Annotated in this window: 13 protein-coding genes; 6 read left to right on the top strand and 7 right to left on the bottom strand. The window is 62.4% G+C overall.

Features of this window, described 5'->3' with window-relative positions; all coding sequences use genetic code 11:
* Positions 1–26: 26 nt before the first annotated feature.
* From jaqu_RS15425 to jaqu_RS20780, 3 genes are all read right to left on the bottom strand, one after another.
* Entirely contained in the window at positions 27–377 is a 351-nt protein-coding gene (locus tag jaqu_RS15425; protein WP_043919896.1) for a hypothetical protein, read from the bottom strand.
* Between the two features lie 3 nt (positions 378–380).
* Positions 381–1,454, bottom strand: coding sequence for a DUF4123 domain-containing protein (locus jaqu_RS15420; protein ID WP_043919895.1), 1,074 nt, complete (start codon positions 1,452–1,454; stop codon positions 381–383).
* A gap of 964 nt (positions 1,455–2,418) precedes the next feature.
* Entirely contained in the window at positions 2,419–2,859 is a 441-nt protein-coding gene (locus jaqu_RS20780) for a DUF7383 domain-containing protein (protein WP_052501007.1), read from the bottom strand.
* Between the two features lie 210 nt (positions 2,860–3,069).
* Here jaqu_RS20780 and jaqu_RS15410 point away from each other — a divergent pair, with 210 nt between their 5' ends.
* From jaqu_RS15410 to jaqu_RS15385, 5 genes are all read left to right on the top strand, one after another.
* On the top strand, positions 3,070–4,803 hold the full coding sequence (locus jaqu_RS15410) for a helix-turn-helix domain-containing protein (RefSeq protein ID WP_141134409.1): 1,734 nt from the start codon (positions 3,070–3,072) through the stop codon (positions 4,801–4,803).
* A 940-nt stretch (positions 4,804–5,743) separates the two neighbouring features.
* A complete protein-coding gene (locus jaqu_RS15400; RefSeq protein ID WP_043919892.1) occupies positions 5,744–7,141 on the top strand; it encodes a DUF4123 domain-containing protein in 1,398 nt (465 codons plus the stop codon).
* A 3-nt stretch (positions 7,142–7,144) separates the two neighbouring features.
* The gene (locus jaqu_RS15395) at positions 7,145–7,657 is read left to right on the top strand and encodes a hypothetical protein (protein ID WP_043919891.1); all 513 of its coding nucleotides are present in this window, start codon (positions 7,145–7,147) and stop codon (positions 7,655–7,657) included.
* Positions 7,658–7,690: 33 nt separating this feature from the next.
* Entirely contained in the window at positions 7,691–8,080 is a 390-nt protein-coding gene (locus tag jaqu_RS15390; RefSeq protein WP_084629915.1) for a T6SS effector amidase Tae4 family protein, read from the top strand.
* A 44-nt stretch (positions 8,081–8,124) separates the two neighbouring features.
* Positions 8,125–8,931, top strand: coding sequence for an SUMF1/EgtB/PvdO family nonheme iron enzyme (locus jaqu_RS15385; protein WP_141134408.1), 807 nt, complete (start codon positions 8,125–8,127; stop codon positions 8,929–8,931).
* 384 nt (positions 8,932–9,315) lie between these two features.
* Here jaqu_RS15385 and jaqu_RS15380 read toward each other — a convergent pair whose 3' ends face one another.
* The 3 genes from jaqu_RS15380 to jaqu_RS15370 form a co-directional block, all read right to left on the bottom strand.
* The gene (locus jaqu_RS15380; RefSeq protein WP_043919888.1) at positions 9,316–9,903 is read right to left on the bottom strand and encodes a histidine phosphatase family protein; all 588 of its coding nucleotides are present in this window, start codon (positions 9,901–9,903) and stop codon (positions 9,316–9,318) included.
* Between the two features lie 115 nt (positions 9,904–10,018).
* A complete protein-coding gene (locus tag jaqu_RS15375; protein WP_052501006.1) occupies positions 10,019–11,845 on the bottom strand; it encodes an amidohydrolase in 1,827 nt (608 codons plus the stop codon).
* A gap of 149 nt (positions 11,846–11,994) precedes the next feature.
* A complete protein-coding gene (locus tag jaqu_RS15370; RefSeq protein WP_201774374.1) occupies positions 11,995–12,747 on the bottom strand; it encodes an isochorismatase family protein in 753 nt (250 codons plus the stop codon).
* Positions 12,748–12,932: 185 nt separating this feature from the next.
* Between jaqu_RS15370 and jaqu_RS20775 the strand changes: the two genes are divergently transcribed.
* Positions 12,933–13,835 (top strand): helix-turn-helix domain-containing protein, encoded by a 903-nt coding sequence (locus jaqu_RS20775; protein WP_084629913.1) that lies wholly within the window; start codon positions 12,933–12,935, stop codon positions 13,833–13,835.
* Between the two features lie 540 nt (positions 13,836–14,375).
* On the opposite strand, the gene jaqu_RS15360 is transcribed toward jaqu_RS20775, so the two are convergent.
* The gene (locus jaqu_RS15360) at positions 14,376–15,056 is read right to left on the bottom strand and encodes a hypothetical protein (RefSeq protein WP_236687875.1); all 681 of its coding nucleotides are present in this window, start codon (positions 15,054–15,056) and stop codon (positions 14,376–14,378) included.
* Positions 15,057–16,161 lie beyond the last annotated feature (1,105 nt).

Genomic DNA, 16,161 nt, shown 5'->3' with positions numbered 1-16,161 from the left:
AGGATGACCTCAGACCGTAGCTTCCGTCAGTGTCCAATTTCCGGGGAGCACCTCAGATCGACGCCGTCGGCCGCCCCGGCGTCGCGGCCCCCGACATACATCTGCAGATCCCCTGCATCGAGCGGAACGCCATCTTCGAGCGTGGGATAGTAAGCTGTCTGGTTCATGCCGTTGGCAGCGAGGGCCAGCGTCGCGGTCGTCCCTTCCAGCGTATTTGGATTTCGATGAATTTCTCCGCTAGGAAATATCTCCGTCGGTTGACCATTGACCAATCCGCGAAGCGCAATCCGATCCTGTAGATCTCCCGGCATGTCGCACATAAAGAAATTCGCAGTCTGGCAGTCGCATGTCTCCTGTCCGCGCTCAAATTCGGCCATTATCTATCCTCGTAATTTGGAACGTCGTTCTGCTGCAGCCCGGGCTAGACGGGCGCGGTCCTTCTGGTGAAGCGTCCGGTCCCGCAGCAGGTGGACGGTCTCGCCATGCGTGCACGGGTCAGCGCGGAGCAAATAGGCCGCATGCGCGAAGTTCACGATGGCCGGCTCCAACCTTATCCCCGCGTCCTCGGCTGCGTCGATGACGGACCGAAGCCAATCGCCGGTCTCGTCAGCCTGTGCGGCATCGAGCGCAGGATACGCGGTCGTCAGCTCCGCAAGGAGCCTGCGGTCGAAGCGTGCATCCCGCCAAGACGACAAGGCGCGGCGATCATCAGCGTCCAGTTGGAACGGGGCGTTTACCGTTTGCTCATGATCGTTCTCCATGAGGCGCACGACCGTCGCGGTGCCGGTCCGATCCAAGACAACTATGCCCCGAATGCCGTCCGGTTTGGATCGAGCCGTGAAGGAAGCCAACTTCTGTCGCCTCGTCGCCCAGACCCGCAGCAGGCTCAAAAGGCCACCGCCCTCCCAGAACCGGAAATACACCCATCTCCCGTCCTGGTCTTGGACCTTGGTGAACTTGCGCAGGTGCTTTTTGAGGGCATCGAGCGGAGCGGTCGAGCGCAGGAATACCCCCGGCTCCGCGTCCCACATCTCCCACGGCGCGTCGCCTTGGATGAACAGCTGGCGTGTGAGTTGTTGCCCTTCCTCCAGGTGCACGAGGTAGGGCGCGACGTCCCGGTAGTCTTCGGCTGCCTCGCCCTGGAACAGGCAGGCGTGGTCGAGGCCGGAGGTCTCCAGCATCTCGGGCAGGCCCTGGACCCTGGCGGCGTCCAGCACAGCATAGGTATGGAGCGGCGGCGAGGGTGCGCTGCCCTCGTTAGGCGCTGGCTGGCCGAACAACGCCTTGCGCAATGCTGGCGGGACGGTCAGCGGCGCCGCCACGCCGAACTGATCGTTCAGCGGCTCCACGCCCTTGATGGTCTCGACGGTCAGCGCAGACGTCGGCGCACCATCCTGGGCCGAGGGGCCGAGGAGGTTCGTCCAGTAGCCGCCGTCTCCGGTGGTATGGGTCATTCGCGCCGCCTCGTGGGTTTGGGCGGAAGTCTATGCCGGGGAACGTGGCATCGGAAGGGCAGGCGCCTGGGATGCGAGTTTGCGCGCATTCCCGTTTGTTGTCGGGCGTCGCGTCGTCTTGCGTTGTCATTCATTCCCGACAATGCGCGACCAGGTGACGACACGCGCTGGAAACCGGGAATGCACGGTCGTTCGCGGGCATCCTTGCCGGACCGCTTCGACTCCACCAACGTCGCAGGTCGCGACATCTTCGTGGCAAGGGAAAGGCAACAGGCCAGGATATAAGAGGGCATTGTTGCAAATGGCCGCGCGGCCTGAGGCGGCTGGGGTTCGTCGGCCTCCTATGCTCTTACGCGGCGGCTTCACCCATCCGCCCTCTGAGACGCTCCATCGCATCCGCCATCGCGCGGGCGCAGGGCGGATCGCTCGCCCTGCGCAACCGGGCGGGCGGGGGGCTGAGGGCGGAGGTCAGGCTGCCGATCGCCTCCGCGTAGACGCGCGGAATGCAACGTGCCGGTAGGCTGCGCCCTCATGGAACGACGATGTGAAACATCCTCGCTGTTCCAAACGGGTTCGGCATTCCGTTTAAGAACAGCCATGACGCGGGTCTAGACGTAAACGGGACACCGTGTCCTCCCGGCCTCTGCCGGGTTTTCAGCTCCAGACCACGATGCCGTGGTGTGACCGGTTGAAGCCGCCGTTCTCCGCGTCTTCAAATCTCGGCGGCGGTGGTGAGGGACCAGCCACGCAGAACCAAGCGGGGTTTGACTTGCCAGGCTCCGCGTCCATGTTCGGGCGCTCAGCAGGAAAGGCAAAGTAAGGGCGCTGCATGGGTTATGCTCAACTTGCCCCCTGAGACGACGTGCCTATCTGGCCTCGCTGCGAAGACTTGCGTCCCGCAGGCGGACTTCGGGGCACCTAAGATCCGGATGGCGGACCGGATCGCTCCGGTCCGCAGCTTGGGTCAAGCGTTCGCGGTGATGCGGTCTGGACCGGTGAGGCCGCCGGCAGCACCCGCCTTCTCGCGCCACTGGACCATGACGTTGGCCACCCGGAAGCGGTCGACGGCCCGGCGGCGGATGGTCAGGCGATTCTCGCCCTTTTTCAGGAAGCCGGCCGGGATACGGTCCATCCAGAGGTTCCAGCCCTCGCGGTCGACCATATCGAAGCTGGGCAGGTGCTCGCCGTTGATGAGGATCCGATGGGTGATCGTGTCACCCTCGGCGGTAGACGAATTGCCGACATCCTCGGCCTGGATCATGATGTAGCCCTCGGCGCTCACCGACTGGCCCCGGCGACTGGCGGTCACCGGGTCGTCGTCGATCATGAAGGTCCGGGTCGCTTCCTGATTGGGTTGGGTGAACTCGGTGTCGAAATTGAGCCACGCAAAATCGGAACGTGCCATGTACTCGTCTCCTTGCTGTCTGCGGCGGAATTGCCGAGCAGGGCGGTATTGGCACATCCGACCCTCGCTAGAGATCGGTCGCTCGACTGAGCATGCACCATCTGTCCCTGCTTGCTTTCTCGCTAGCGACCGCGTGTTCCCAGTGCGTTACATATCTGGTATATTAATTTGTAACGTATTGGGTTCACAAGTTTTTGGGCGAATAACGCGGTGGCGTCGAAAGACTATCAAGCGTTCGGTGATCTCGTCCGTCAGCGCCGTCATGCTCTGGGGATGAGCCAGGAGGCGCTGGCGGCGGCAGCCTTGGGCAATGCGGATCGCAAATCCTTCGTGTCCGCAATCGAGAACAATCGGCTCGCCAAAGTCACGCCTGCCACCGCAAGAAAACTGAGCGGGCCACTCGGCCTGACCCGCGCTGACCTTCCTGCTGCCCTGCGATGGCCGTCGGCATCCGATCCGTCGCCTATGGAGGCGCGGCTGCTCGCGCTCGAAGCAGCGAACCTTGCTGCGCCCCAAGCGATCGAAGAGCAGGCAGTCGCGCGTTTTCTGAATCGGCAGCTTGGAGACGTTCTGCAAAGATCAATCTCCGAAATCTACGCCGAGAGGCTCTCGGCCGGTTTGAACGTATTGCAAACGTGGCTGGGTCGCCCCTTCAGCTTGCAGAGCCTGCTCGTTTGCTACGCCCTCGGGCTGCTTTACGTGATCTTGGCCGGCGCCGTCAGTTCCTTTCAAGGTGACATTTCCCTTGGGGAAGTGAGCCCATTCCGTACGCATGCCTGGGCCGGCGCCACCGGTGTATTTCTGTTTCCGTATCTCGGCTTCCTGCTTCTGGTCCTCGCATTGGGCCTGTGCTGGTACTTGGTGCGCCGCTTCGGTTTGGAACCGATATCGGAACGACATATCGCAATGCGCTTGGGCGGTGTCGCGGTCACAGCAGGCGTGGCCTGCGGTGTAGTCGACTACCTGGGTACCGCGTCGATTTCCGCCGCGGTACTTTTCACCGCCCCGAGTTGCGCTGCCCTTTCGACCCTGTCGCCGTCGCGTGCGGCGGCGTACGGCGCCGCGGGTGGAATCACTCTAGGCGTCTTGGCTGCAGTCAGTTCCGGCCTGTCCGATGACACAATGATCGCATTCCTGACCTCGATGAGCGAAGGGATCATTGTCGGAGGTCTTGTCGGCCTTTGTGCCGGCTTGGCGAGCGCCCTGATCGCCCGGCAAATGAACGATCTTCGTCCCCGCCAACTGGCGGCTGCCGGAGGCAGTATCGCGATCGGCGCGATGGTTGCCCTAGCCGGACTGGTTGCGGCCGGAGACTCCGCAGCTGTTTCAGGGGCAACGCTCGGATTGTTCTCCGTCTCCTGGCTGGCGCTCCCCCTTGCCAATGCGTTTCTGGACTTTCTGTCTCTTGGCACAAGTCACGCCATCGGTCGTCGCATCGTGAGGCTTGAGGTACGACCGGTTGCGATTGTCGGATTCATCACCCTGGATTTTCTTCTTGCGGTGGCGTTCATGGTCTTCGCTGTCATGATTGTCGGATTGGCGCTGACCGGCGTGGCCTTGGGGTTCGGCGTGGAGACCCGCAGTCAGGATTTCCTTGAGAGAAGCTGGGCAGATCCTTGGGGCGAGGGCCTTTGGTTGACCCTGATGGCACTTACCACGATCCTCTGGACATGGCTTCACTTCGCCGTCGTTTTGGCGCCCTTGGCCGCTGGCGCTTTGGTCAAGGCGATCATTGAACGTCCCGCACTCGACCGGCTTGCAAGGTCAAGGCAGGACAGCGGTTTCGACGTGACGGTCGGGGTCCTGGTTTTGCTCAGATACATCGTATTTTGCGTGAGTTGGGGTGCTCTGGCGCTGTCTCCAATCCTCCTGCTCGCCACATATCCGGAGACGATGCGATTGATCATAGGGTCAGGCGTGCGGACTATATGGCTCCTGACCTGACGATTTTGGTGTTGACGCAGGATCGGCTGCGACGATCCGGTGACACGGCCAGGCTCATTCGCACTGACTTCTGTGTCCGGGCTGACCATCGGCAATCACTAGATCCAACGGCCCAAACCGGACCTTCGAGCGACATACAAGATGCCGCAGTGCAGCCCGCCAAACCGGACATCCAGCACCTCCTAGTACTTCGCTCTCTCTGTCTTGCAGAAGGCGTCTTGGGGTACCAGTAATGGATACAGAAAGCCTCGACTGCCAACAAAGGATAGATCATTGGAAAGTGCATTAGAAATGGTCAGTAACTACTTCTTTGACATTGCTTCCCTGCTAATCGCGACGGCTGCGCTGGTATATGCAGCGCTCGCACTCCGCGTCGCGAAGGAAGCACTAGTATCTGGAAGGGGGTCAGACCTTGTGGCGCATAAGTTGAGGGCGCAAGAGGGGCGAGTACGAGCTGAACGTAGTATTTTAACGCTGCAAGCGGCTTGCAATGAGATGGTTGCCCAGTAGGACCTTCATCACGATCGCCACTACCCAAAAATCGGAAGCCACGACTTTCGCAACAGAGAAACACGCCACATTTCGGAAGTCGAACACCAAGGACGCAAGTTGCTCATGCCACTCGAAGTTGAGCTGTCGAGTCTCGAAGCGGGCTGTGCCGCTCTTGAGGACTAACTTCATCTAGTAGAAAGAGCGGCTGTTGAAATAGAGCAACTCACCCTTCGGCTTCTTCCCCAAAACAACTCTTCGTTTGACGGCAGGCAACTGAAATTCATCCCTGCTCGGGTAATCAAAACAGTAAGATGAGCCAAACTCTCTCCTAGTTAAGGCCGCCATTGGTTCCAAAAGCTCTAACGACGGACATGCAGCCAGATGTTGCGTTTTTTTGTCAGGTGCCCAAGATGACGCTTATATTTGATCGAACCATTCGAGATCGTCCATGTCCGATATTGCTGACGTCATGTTTTCCGGTCCGTGCGAGGCGCTTGTTGTTCTGGCGCCCGGAGTGCCCGAGGCTGAGCCTTTCATCAGCCGTGACGACCAAGCGACGTCTGCGTTCAGAGCGTGGTTGACCGACCCTTATGACACGGACCTTTCGCTTTACACCATCGTCGATGCGGGCAGCGTGTTCGGCTTGCAGGAGGTTCTGGCCAGTTCTGCGCTAGAGCATTGCTGTCTCTTCGATAATCCGGAGACATTCGACGCCGCACCGTGGCTGGTGAAGCTGGAGCCTTGCCACAGCCTGCAATTGTTTTCCCTGAACGGACGCGACGCGCCGGGACAGCTTGGGCCGTGTGATCCGGGTTTCCTACTACAGAGCGGCGCGCCGATCGACCAGCTGCGCAAGCATCTTCGCAAGTTCACGCAGCAGCAGGTCCGGGGGGAAGATCGCCGGCTCTTCGTGCGCTTCTGGATGCCGGACGCTGCGCATTTCTATTTTGATGCCGTGGCGAGCAACCCTGACAAAACAGCCGCCTGGTTCGGCACCATGATCGAACGGATCGTCGCCGCCAGTGACGGCATGGCGATGTCCTGGCGCCTCAAAGTGACGGGGACGGGCAGCGCCTCGACGGCGTCGGTGCGGCTGGACCTAAACGAGCTGGAGGCCTTCCGACAATACCGGAAGGTGCAATTCCGGCGCAACATGATCGCTCACTTTCAGAAGAAGGCGCCCGACCACGCGGAGGCGATGGGTCCGGAAGTATTGGCCGAGGTCGTTACGCGTGCAATCGAGCGGGCCCGGACCTACGGATTCACGCGCACCTCGCCGGCGCAGCTCTATATTCACCTCTGTCTGGGGCTGGGAGTTGGATTCGATAGGGACCCGCAGCATCGTTGGGCACAGGATATCCTGCGGGATACGATCGGCGACGCCTGGGACCAGCAAACGCGCGCGGACGCCCTGCGCGGGGGGCTGATCGCGTACCTTGCGCGGGTGAACGGACGAAAAGGGGAGCATCTGGCAGCCTTCGTCAAGGCGGTGGACGCGGCGCTGTCGACATTTGGGCCCCAGGTGTCTTGCCGGGAGACGAAAGCGTTCCTCGTCGCCCATTTCGTGACCAGGACGCGGGAGATCGGAGACGATACGCTGGACTGGCTGGTGGAGGACACCCGGACGGGCTGCGAGCGGCTTGGGCTGGAGGAGGGTCGCTCTGTTTTCGTGCTGACCATCCTTCGGTTCGTCTATGGCGCTGAATGCATGCGCGACCCGCGGTTTGGATGGCTTCACCGCTGTCTTTACGAGCGGCCGAAAGCTGGCACGAAGGACAGGGCACTGCAGACGATGTTCGCGAAGTTCATGGCGGACTCTGTCGCGCTGGCAGGAAAGGCGGGCTGAGGGATGTGCTGGTTTTCAGGAAGCGATGATGCCGAGGCCGAGGTCGATCCAGTCGAGCCCAGCCCAGAGGTCGATGCGGTCACGGCCCCTTGCCCGCAATGGCGCGTGCAGCTTCTGGATCTTGACGGCCAGCCGATGGGTGGGCGGGCGTATGCGCTGAAGAACGGACAGGTGACGGGGACGCTGGACGGGTCCGGGTATTCGCAGGTGCTGGACGAGCCAATCATGGAGAGTGCCGCGGACAACGGAACGACCGGCTATGTCCTGTTCCCCGATCTGAAGATCCTGCCAGATTTCGGCAGGCTCTGGAGCGGGTATCCCGCCGGGAGCAGCATTCAAACGGTTCGGGGGATTGGCGGGGAGGTCCAGAGCCTTTTCGAAGCCTCGTTGGTGGCGTCGCGGAACGGCCTGACGCCGCCGAACGAATTCACTAATACCTGCGTTGTACGCACTTCTGCTGCCTTCAACGCGGTCGGTCGGGACTTCATCCCGTTCGTCGGGTATCGCGACCTATAGGCCAGTGCGGGGAACGAGGATCGCGGCTACGGGATTCCGCGGGGCGATATCGCCGTACCGCTTTACCGTGTTGCCGGGTCCCAGAGCTGGCCCAACGGACGCCCCTATGCCTACGGCGCGCGGGTTACGGAATTCGCGCCGTTCATGCAGCACTATTTCTCGGATGCCCCGACAACGAGGGGGACGAACAATCCATCGCCCTTTCGCGGGCGCCGCGGCGTGATCTTCTTCAGCGTATCCGGCTGGCGTGATGCCAATGGCCATTTCGACATGTGGGATGGTGTGCGTGGCGAGATCCGGTACAGCGAATACTTCGCCCGGTCGACGACGGTCACGCTCTGGCAGCATGTCATCATCCGGTCGAAGGAAATCCAGCGCGCGGACGGCGTGTGCACCGCAGTTTATCAGATGGAAGGGGTCTAGCCTTGCCAGTCTTGAATGTCCGGAGGCAGGGCCTCGCCCTTGCGATGATCAGCCTAGCCACCTCTTGTGTCGCGCAGGAAACCTACGTCGAGGTGCCGTTGTCGGGCAGGTATCCCGACCTTGCGCCCTTCAGCATCATGCGCTCTGAGGTCACTATCGGGGAGTACGAGGCCTGTGTTGCCGACGGAGCTTGTGACGCCTGGATGGCCCCTGGGCCCGGGGCGATGTCGGCCGCCCCGTCGCAATACGACGAGGCACGCCTGGGCAGCGCAGAAACCCGCTATGACCCGCCGGGCGAGGGTGGCTCCGCGACCGCAGAATTTGAGGAGGGCCTTGCGTCGGGGATGCGGGCATCGCTGCCCATCACCTTCGTTTCAGCGGACCAGGCCCGGCAATTCTGCACTTGGCAGGGAGGGCGCTTGCCAGACCGGCTGGAGCGGCAGGACATGATCGCGGCCTTTGCCGATGGGCAGGAAGGCCGGTACCGTGACCTGATGCTGGCCGGTGACGAGGCAGCGCTGTGCGAGGATCTGAACCTGCCGCATCACGACGCCAGGGTCCTGATTGAGCAATTCGGCAGCAGGGCGCCCATGGCGCGGGTGGAGGACAAGGTCGTCAGGCTCTGCCGGACTGGTCCCTCCCTTGCCATCGCTAGCGCGGAAAGACCCGTGAACCTTTTGGGGTCTGTTCATGAATGGACCTTGCGCCAGGCGGACGGCCGCTTGGTATTCGCGGCAGGAGGCAGCTGGCTGAACGGCGCATTCGTCTTCGAAGGTGGCTTTGACACGCGGGTTGACGACACCGCACAGCGGGCCATCGACGTGGGATTCCGCTGCGTGAAACCGTACTAAGGGGTCTGTTCCAATAGGGGGCAGGATCGTACGTAGTGCAAGCAGCTGTTCGTGGGCGACGCGACGATTATGTCGTGTGAGCCCGAAAATCGCCGATACTGCCGCCAGCACTAATGTCGGCGTTGCGCAGGAAGCGGACACTGCAAAACTGCAAAGTTCGGCCAGCTTCGCAGGCATGCCACGGCCCAAACCTGCCGTTCATAAGCCCGGACAGTCGCTGCGGTGCGGCCCGCGAGACCGGAATTTCGCTGCGGCCGCGAAATTGAGTGGGTGGCGAACTGGCAGTCTGCGGGACAGAGCGGGCCTTCGCTGCGTCCTGAATGAAGGTCCGCTTCAATAGGCCATACTTATCCGGAACGTTGCGCAGTGGCTTGAGTCAGTTCGCTATCCGGTCCATTCGTCCGGCATGAAGGTCCCGCGCACGGTGAAGCCGCCCGCCGCGTCGGGCGTGAGGACGACGGCCTCCCCTTCTTCCAGCGCGACGCCCGCGACCTCGGCGATGTTGGAGCGGTGGGCGACGATGACGCGGTTCGTACCCGGCTCGGGCCGGGTGGTCACAAGCGTGCGCAGGAAGGCGACGCGCTCGCGGCGGCCCTCGTCGTCGGAGAGCAAGCCGATCAGGCGCATGTCTTCGGTGGCGCGGCCGAAGCTGATCCGCGCATGGTCGGCGCAGCGGGCGAAGGGCGATGCCCAGACCTCGCCGGCGGTAATGCCGAGTTCCTCCCAAGCCTCGCCGATCACGCGGGCCTGGCGCTCGCCCTCGGCGGAGAGCAGGCGCTGGCGCTCGCGGGGCCATTCGATGCGGTCGATGCCGGACCATTGCGTCGCCGCGTGCCGGAAGTAGACGACGTGGCCGCCTTCGCGCAGCGCGGGGATGACGGTGGAATGGTGGGCGCGCGCGGCGCGTGGCACGAAGGGCAGGGCGGCTGCGGCTACGAGGCCTCCTAGCAGGGCGCGGCGGGCCGGGGTCATGGCGGGCTCCGGTCTGGTGGCTTCGGTCGGTCGGAGCGGATACGCGCAGGCGGCGCGTGCGGCTCCGCGCCGGGCGCACGGGGGCTGTGCGGAGCGACGTGTCGAACCCCGCCGCTCATCCCCGCCCCATCTCAGGATAGTCGTGGAGCGGCGACCAGTCGGGCGTGAGCGGCGGGACTTCCCGCAGGTCGAGCGCGGCGAAGGGTTCGGCGGCATGGACCACCGTGCCGCCCACGGCGGTGAGGACCGATCGCAGCTTGACGATCTCGGCGTCGGTGACGGCGAAGTAGTCGCGGTCGAGGATGGCGAAGTCGGCCATCTGCCCGGGCGTGATGGCACCCTTGCGGCCGGCATCGCCGGTGAACCAAGCGCTGCCCACGGTCATCAGGCGCAGCGCCTCCTCGCGGTCCAGGAGGTTGTCGTCGCCGTACATACGCATGCCCCCGCGGCTGAGGCCGGTCGTGAGCCATTGCAGCGCGAACCATGGATTGTAGCTGGCCACGCGCGTGGCATCCGTGCCGAGGCCCACGGGGACGCCGAGGTCGAGGATGGCGCGGAAGTTGGGGGTCTGCCGCAGGACCGCCTCCCCGTGCTGGGCGACGAAGTCCTCGGCCTGGAATTGCAGGCGGTTCTGCAGGCAAATGCCGCCTCCAAGGGCTGCGATTCGTTCGAGATGCGCGGGCGTGAACGTCTCGACATGGTCGATGAACCAGCCCTCGGTCAGGCCCGCGCCCGCCGCCACGTCCTCGTAGACGGCGAGGAGGCGATCGGCGGTCTGGCCATAGGTGATGTGCTGGCGGAAGGGCCATTGCCTCTCGCCCAGGAGCGTCATGATCCGGGCTTGGATCTCCTCGGCGTCGGGGTCGATCTCGGGGACCGGCTCGCCGAAGATCTCGTAGTCGTACGAGGCCCAGCAGAGGTTTTCGCCGCCGCCCACCAGTTTGAGCATATCGTCGCCCTGCTGAGGCGTCCAGGCGTCGGTCCAGCGCTGGTAGTCGGCGTATTCCTCGCCCTTGATCTGCGGGAAGGTATGGTAGCCCGTCCGCACCGTCATGAGGCCGCGCTCGTGCAGCCAGTTGGTTACCGCATAGGCGTCGGCCTCCGGGAACTCCATGCCGCCCCCACCCGCATCCGAGACGGAGGTCAGGCCGAGGGCGTTCAATTCATCCATGTACTGGATCGAGGAGTTGATCTGGTCCTGGATCGACAGCTTCGGCGCCGCGACGAGCGTGCGGTACATCAGAAGGCCCGAAGGCGTCGCGAGCAGGCGGCCGGTGGGCGCGCCGTCCACCTTCTCGATCGTGCCGCCGGGATAGGTCGGGTGGCCGGCTTGGTCGTATCCGAAGTAGCGGATCGCGGCGTCGTTGATCAGCGTCAGCTTGTAGAGGTGGTGAACCAGCACGGGCGTGTCCGGCGCGATGGCGTTGAGCTCTGCCACGGTGGGCAGGCGTTTCTCCTTGAACTGGTGCTCCGAGAAGCCGCCGACCACGCGGACGAACTGGCCCTCGGGGGTGCGGGCGACCTGCTCGCGCAGGCGGTGCAGGCCTTCCTCCAGGCTGTCCACGTCGTCCCAGCGGACCTCGTAGGTGTAGTTGACGCCGCCCCGGATCGAATGGGTGTGGCTGTCGTTCAGGCCCGGGATCAGACGGCGCTGGCCGGCATCCACGACCGTGGTGAAGGTGCCGCGGAAAGGGGCGACGTCGGCCTCCGTCCCCACGGCGACGAACAGGCCGTCGCGTGCGGCGAGCGCGGTGGCCTCGGGGCGGGACGGGTCCATCGTCGTGATGCGGGCATTCACGACGATCAGTTCGGCGGGGGCTTCGCCCTGCTGGGCGGCGGCACCTCCGCCGGCGGCGGCCGCGCCGAGCGCGGCGGAGGCGCCGAGGAAGCGGCGGCGGTCGAGCGCGAAGCGGGGCGCGGGACGGGCTGGGATACGGGTCATCTTGGTCTCCTGCAGGGTGGAGGTTCGGATCGGGCCCGGCGGCGGGGAGGAGGCCGCCGGGCCAGCCCGCCTGCGGGGTGCGGCACCGATGGGGATCGGTCCCGCAGGCAGGAGATCAGGCGCGGACAGCATGCGTCCACGCCGCAATCTCAGTTCGTCGCCTGGACCGTGGCGAAGTAGCTCTCCAGCACGGCGCCGTATTCCGGCGTCACCAGCGAGTAGGCCTCTGCCATCACGGGCGTGTTCTGCTCATCCCATGTGTCGTGGACCTGGCTAAGGATCGAGAACGTGCTCTCGACCACCACGCCCGCCTGCTGGAGCCGGGCGATGGTCGTCTGGCTGGCCAGGTCGGAGTAGTCGCCCGACGCGTCGATGGCGGCGATGACGTGGTAGCCTTCGGCGGCCATCTCGATGGCGGGGAAGGCCACGCAGACGCTCGTCAGAATGCCTGAGATGACAATCGTGTTGCGCCCCGTCGCCTCCACGGCCTCGCGGATGCGCTCGTCGTCCCAGGCGTTGATCGGACCGGCGCGGTCGATCACGGTCGCCGAGGGAGCGTTCTCGGTCACCTCAGGGATGAGCGGGCCGTTCGGACCTTCGGGCACCGATGTGGACGCGATGACGGGGATGCCGAAGAACTCGGCCACCATACCCTTGGCCGCCACGTTGCGGCGCAGTTGCGTCGGGTCGATGTCGTTGACGATCTGCATCAGCCCCGCCTGATGGTCCAGCATCAGGAACACCGTGTCGTCACGGTCGAGAAGGCGCTGGCCGACCTCCATGGCGGGTGCGGGTGCGGGTGCGGGTGCGGAAGCGTCCTGGGCGAACGCGGTAGCGGCGAGCATCGTCGCGGCGACGGCGAGCATTGCGGCGCGAAGGCGGATCGGGAGGGGGAACGGCATGGTCGGCTCCGTCTGGCATGGGAAGAAAGATGTCCGAAGCTTGGCACGGGACCCGCTCAAGCGGATTTCATGAATGCCGGAAGGTATTGCACGAACGGCCAAACTGCGCGCGCATGGGATGACAGGTACCGCCGCGACGTCGTAACCTGCACCCATGGGAAGGCAGCGAATACCGTCTTCGCCATATGCCGCAACCGAAGTTGGCCATGTTAGACTACTACGCATTGCATGCCGTCAACGGCACCGGGTCCGCCACGAAGTACGCGGCGCCGGTCAGCCGGACATGCGACTTGCTCGGTTTGACCATCCTGGCGGTGCCGCCCGGTCGCGTGGAGATACGCGTTTCGAATGCGCCCATGACGATCAATGTCGTGCCGAGCAGTCCGGGCGGGACGTTCCATAGACATAGGATTGCCGGGGCAGACATGCGGAACAAGCTGGCCGCCACGGGTGGTGGCGGGTTCGACATGTTCTCCACTGGTCCAGACTACGAAATATCTTGCGAGAACCATGGCTGGGAATTGCTGCTCGAACTCGACGAATCCCGTCTTCACCATTTGGCCGGCGAAGCATGGAACGGCGTAGCGGACCTGCCATCCCCTCACGCCGGACGCACCGACCCCGTAACTGCCAACCTCGGGCGGTTGGCGATCCAGCACCTGCGCTTCGATACGGTCGATCCGCTCTACGTCGAAGGCCTCGCCGTCGCCCTGACCGCTCGCGCCGTGGGCTTCGCCACCGGCAAAGGCTCGTCAGTCTCGACGGCGGGGACCGACGGCCGCGTCGCCCGCGCCGTCGAGTTCATCGAGGCGAACCTGCACCGTAGCCTGTCGGTCGCCGAGATCGCCCAGGCTTCCTGTATGAGCCCGTCTTGGCTGAGTGATGCTTTCCGCGCCTCTATTGGCCGAAGCATCTGGGAGCATGTGAAGGAGCGGCGCTGCGAGCGCGCCCTGGATTTGATCTCCGATCCCAACCGATCGCTCGCCGCGGTCGCCTACGAGTGCGGCTTCGCCTCCCAAAGCCACATGACGCGCCTGTTCCAAGCACGATTCAACACCACGCCGGGACGTATGCGCCGGGGACAGTGAGGACTTGAATGGTGGTGCCCCAGTAAATTTTTCGATTGAAACGCATTCGCCATCGCAACAGGTCCTTTCTAAAATGCAAATACTCAAGCCGACGAGTTGGGGCCTACGCCGTACGTCACGCTGCGACCGCTGCGCTATCTGCCATAGCTGCCCTTCACGCTAAGCGCAGCATCTGGGGCAATGGGCTCTCTGCGGACCTCGGATGCGGCGCAGCATCTGCCTGTTCTCGGTTCACCTGGGCGTCGAGGCCGGCCCTTACCAGTCATTCATTGCCTTTAGCCCGCGCCGCACTGCAGCTTCCCGGAAGCGGCCATTCAATGGGCGTAGCAATCCATGCTATGACAGAGTCCTTTAAAGCGACGCCGTGGGGCTCTCCTTCTCCCGATAACAGGCAGTGCGGTCCCCATTTATTTCAAAATATCGAAGTTCAAAAATGGACGCCTCGTGCACGACCTGCTGCCAACTTTGGCATCCATATTGGGCAGGTAGTTGCTCGGGATACCGTTCCGCAATCCATCTGCCAGCCTCATAAACAGGTGCTCACCCATCGGTAGCCAACGTTCTATAAGCTTCTCGCAATGCCCTCACTATATCCGAGGCATTCCAATCCAATGTGTCATCGGGAGCAATTCCGTTGACTAACCAGTCTGTGAAACCTTCCGACTGCATGACATCCGACATCGCCTGCTGCAAGTTTTTCATTTCTTTGGCCCATTCACGAAGCTGTGCCAAGTTTTTGTCGATGCGGCTGTATGCGGTGACAAGGGCATCTTGCGCGCGACTGCACCCGTCCACGCTCGATATGTCATGCTGCTCGATGAAGTGGTGAACCAGATTGTTCCGAAGTCCCACCATTTCTTTAAGTTCACGCTCTGCCTGAGCAAAATCTACGTCCGAAAGAGCGACTGACGTCTGCATGTCCAACCAATTGACGTTCTCTGGAGATTTGATGGGCGTGTTTTCGATGGGACCGTTCTTCTCGACAACGACATATGTTCCAACGAGATCGCCGATCAAGGTCCCAAGCGTTTTACGTGCCGTGCCGTCAATTTGCGCGGCCCGAGCCCGCTCTACCTCAAGAATCGGCCCTGAGAATCCATGATGTGCCACCATTGCCTTGATTAGCTGCTCATACTGTTGCACCCGCAACATGCATCGCCCCAGCAATCGCTGAACTTCATATTGATATTCCCGCAGGTCACCGTCATCAAACCTCGTCATTGTAGCATCTGATCTCTATTCCGTTCACTTTGAACATGTACCGCTCCAAGACGCGATGCTGCCTATGAAATTGTCGCCCCCGAAATCATAGCAACACTCAAGTTTGGCCCATACCGGAATCTCAGCACCTTGCTTGGATGCTGCAGTTGCAGCCCGCTTTGCTGACTTTCGCCGCGAGCGCGAAATTCGGGCTTGGCTAACTCGCACATCGCTGGACGGAGTAGTCGTTTGGTTCTGTCCTGCAAAAGTCTGCCTACTAAAACTTTCTTGGCTCCCCTAGTCGTTCAGCGTCTTGTATTTCAACCATGCCCGTATCGAATTCGCCGTGTCTTGGGGCTGTAGCCACAGCGACTGTGGCACATTGACATACCTACCATTGTTTAACTTCAAAGCCATTGGAGCGCCTTTGCCCCATGTCACCGACAGAACATCGTTTTTCGCAATTCTCTGGCGCGTGATAAGCGATCTTATCTCCAGATCATCGCTCCTAAGTGTAAGACAGGAAATCTGCGCCTCTATCGCGGCAAGGTAGCCTAAAATGGCCATAAACCCCGAGACCAGCGCGTACCACAGCGAAAGACCGGCTCCAAAACTCCATACGGTAGCAATACTGAAAGCGATACCGAGTACAAAGAAAGAAATTCCCAGCCATCGAGGGTTCCGAAACTCACTTTTTGCCATATCGAACGTTGCCTACCTGTAACATCACCTGGCATGCTTGGCGTGCCAGACCGATCTCGCCCCGGGGTCCCAATGCTCACAGTCTTCCGCAGCTACGGCCCGTAAAGCAGCCCCACCTACACCACACAGTATCTGTCAACTGGGGGCTGTCTACCGCCATCGGATGCGGCGCAGCATTCTCGACAAGGCACCAATTTGCCGATCCTGAACGGCCCATAGCCGATGTTCGAGCGCGTCGCGGACGCCGCAGCGCAGCTGCCCTGAAGTGGACGTTCGTGGGTCAGATCGCCCCGACAACTTTTGGATGCTGGCTCTGCGGACGTGGCGCCGCCATTCCGGTTAAGGGCCAACATTGGCTTATCGACGCTCGACCTGCCCCGACGAAGTGGTTCGGCTTCTGTCTTAGTGCATGACGGGTCTTGGG

The sequence above is a fragment of the Jannaschia aquimarina genome, assembly GCF_000877395.1.
GTDB lineage: Bacteria > Pseudomonadota > Alphaproteobacteria > Rhodobacterales > Rhodobacteraceae > Jannaschia > Jannaschia aquimarina.
Note: the sequence above shows the minus strand (reverse complement) of the source record. Positions and strands in the feature narration are given on the sequence as shown.

Bases quoted from the DNA above. Each gene is read 5' to 3' on its own strand.
- jaqu_RS20775 (WP_084629913.1), top strand. From the start codon at position 12,933: ATGCCGCAACCGAAGTTGGCCATGTTAGACTACTACGCATTGCATGCC.
- jaqu_RS15420 (WP_043919895.1), bottom strand. From the start codon at position 1,454: ATGACCCATACCACCGGAGACGGCGGCTACTGGACGAACCTCCTCGGC.
- jaqu_RS15380 (WP_043919888.1), bottom strand. From the start codon at position 9,903: ATGACCCCGGCCCGCCGCGCCCTGCTAGGAGGCCTCGTAGCCGCAGCC.
- jaqu_RS15370 (WP_201774374.1), bottom strand. From the start codon at position 12,747: ATGCCGTTCCCCCTCCCGATCCGCCTTCGCGCCGCAATGCTCGCCGTC.
- jaqu_RS15395 (WP_043919891.1), top strand. From the start codon at position 7,145: ATGTGCTGGTTTTCAGGAAGCGATGATGCCGAGGCCGAGGTCGATCCA.
- jaqu_RS15360 (WP_236687875.1), bottom strand. From the start codon at position 15,056: ATGACGAGGTTTGATGACGGTGACCTGCGGGAATATCAATATGAAGTT.
- jaqu_RS20780 (WP_052501007.1), bottom strand. From the start codon at position 2,859: ATGGCACGTTCCGATTTTGCGTGGCTCAATTTCGACACCGAGTTCACC.
- jaqu_RS15385 (WP_141134408.1), top strand. From the start codon at position 8,125: ATGATCAGCCTAGCCACCTCTTGTGTCGCGCAGGAAACCTACGTCGAG.
- jaqu_RS15375 (WP_052501006.1), bottom strand. From the start codon at position 11,845: ATGACCCGTATCCCAGCCCGTCCCGCGCCCCGCTTCGCGCTCGACCGC.
- jaqu_RS15400 (WP_043919892.1), top strand. From the start codon at position 5,744: ATGTCCGATATTGCTGACGTCATGTTTTCCGGTCCGTGCGAGGCGCTT.
- jaqu_RS15425 (WP_043919896.1), bottom strand. From the start codon at position 377: ATGGCCGAATTTGAGCGCGGACAGGAGACATGCGACTGCCAGACTGCG.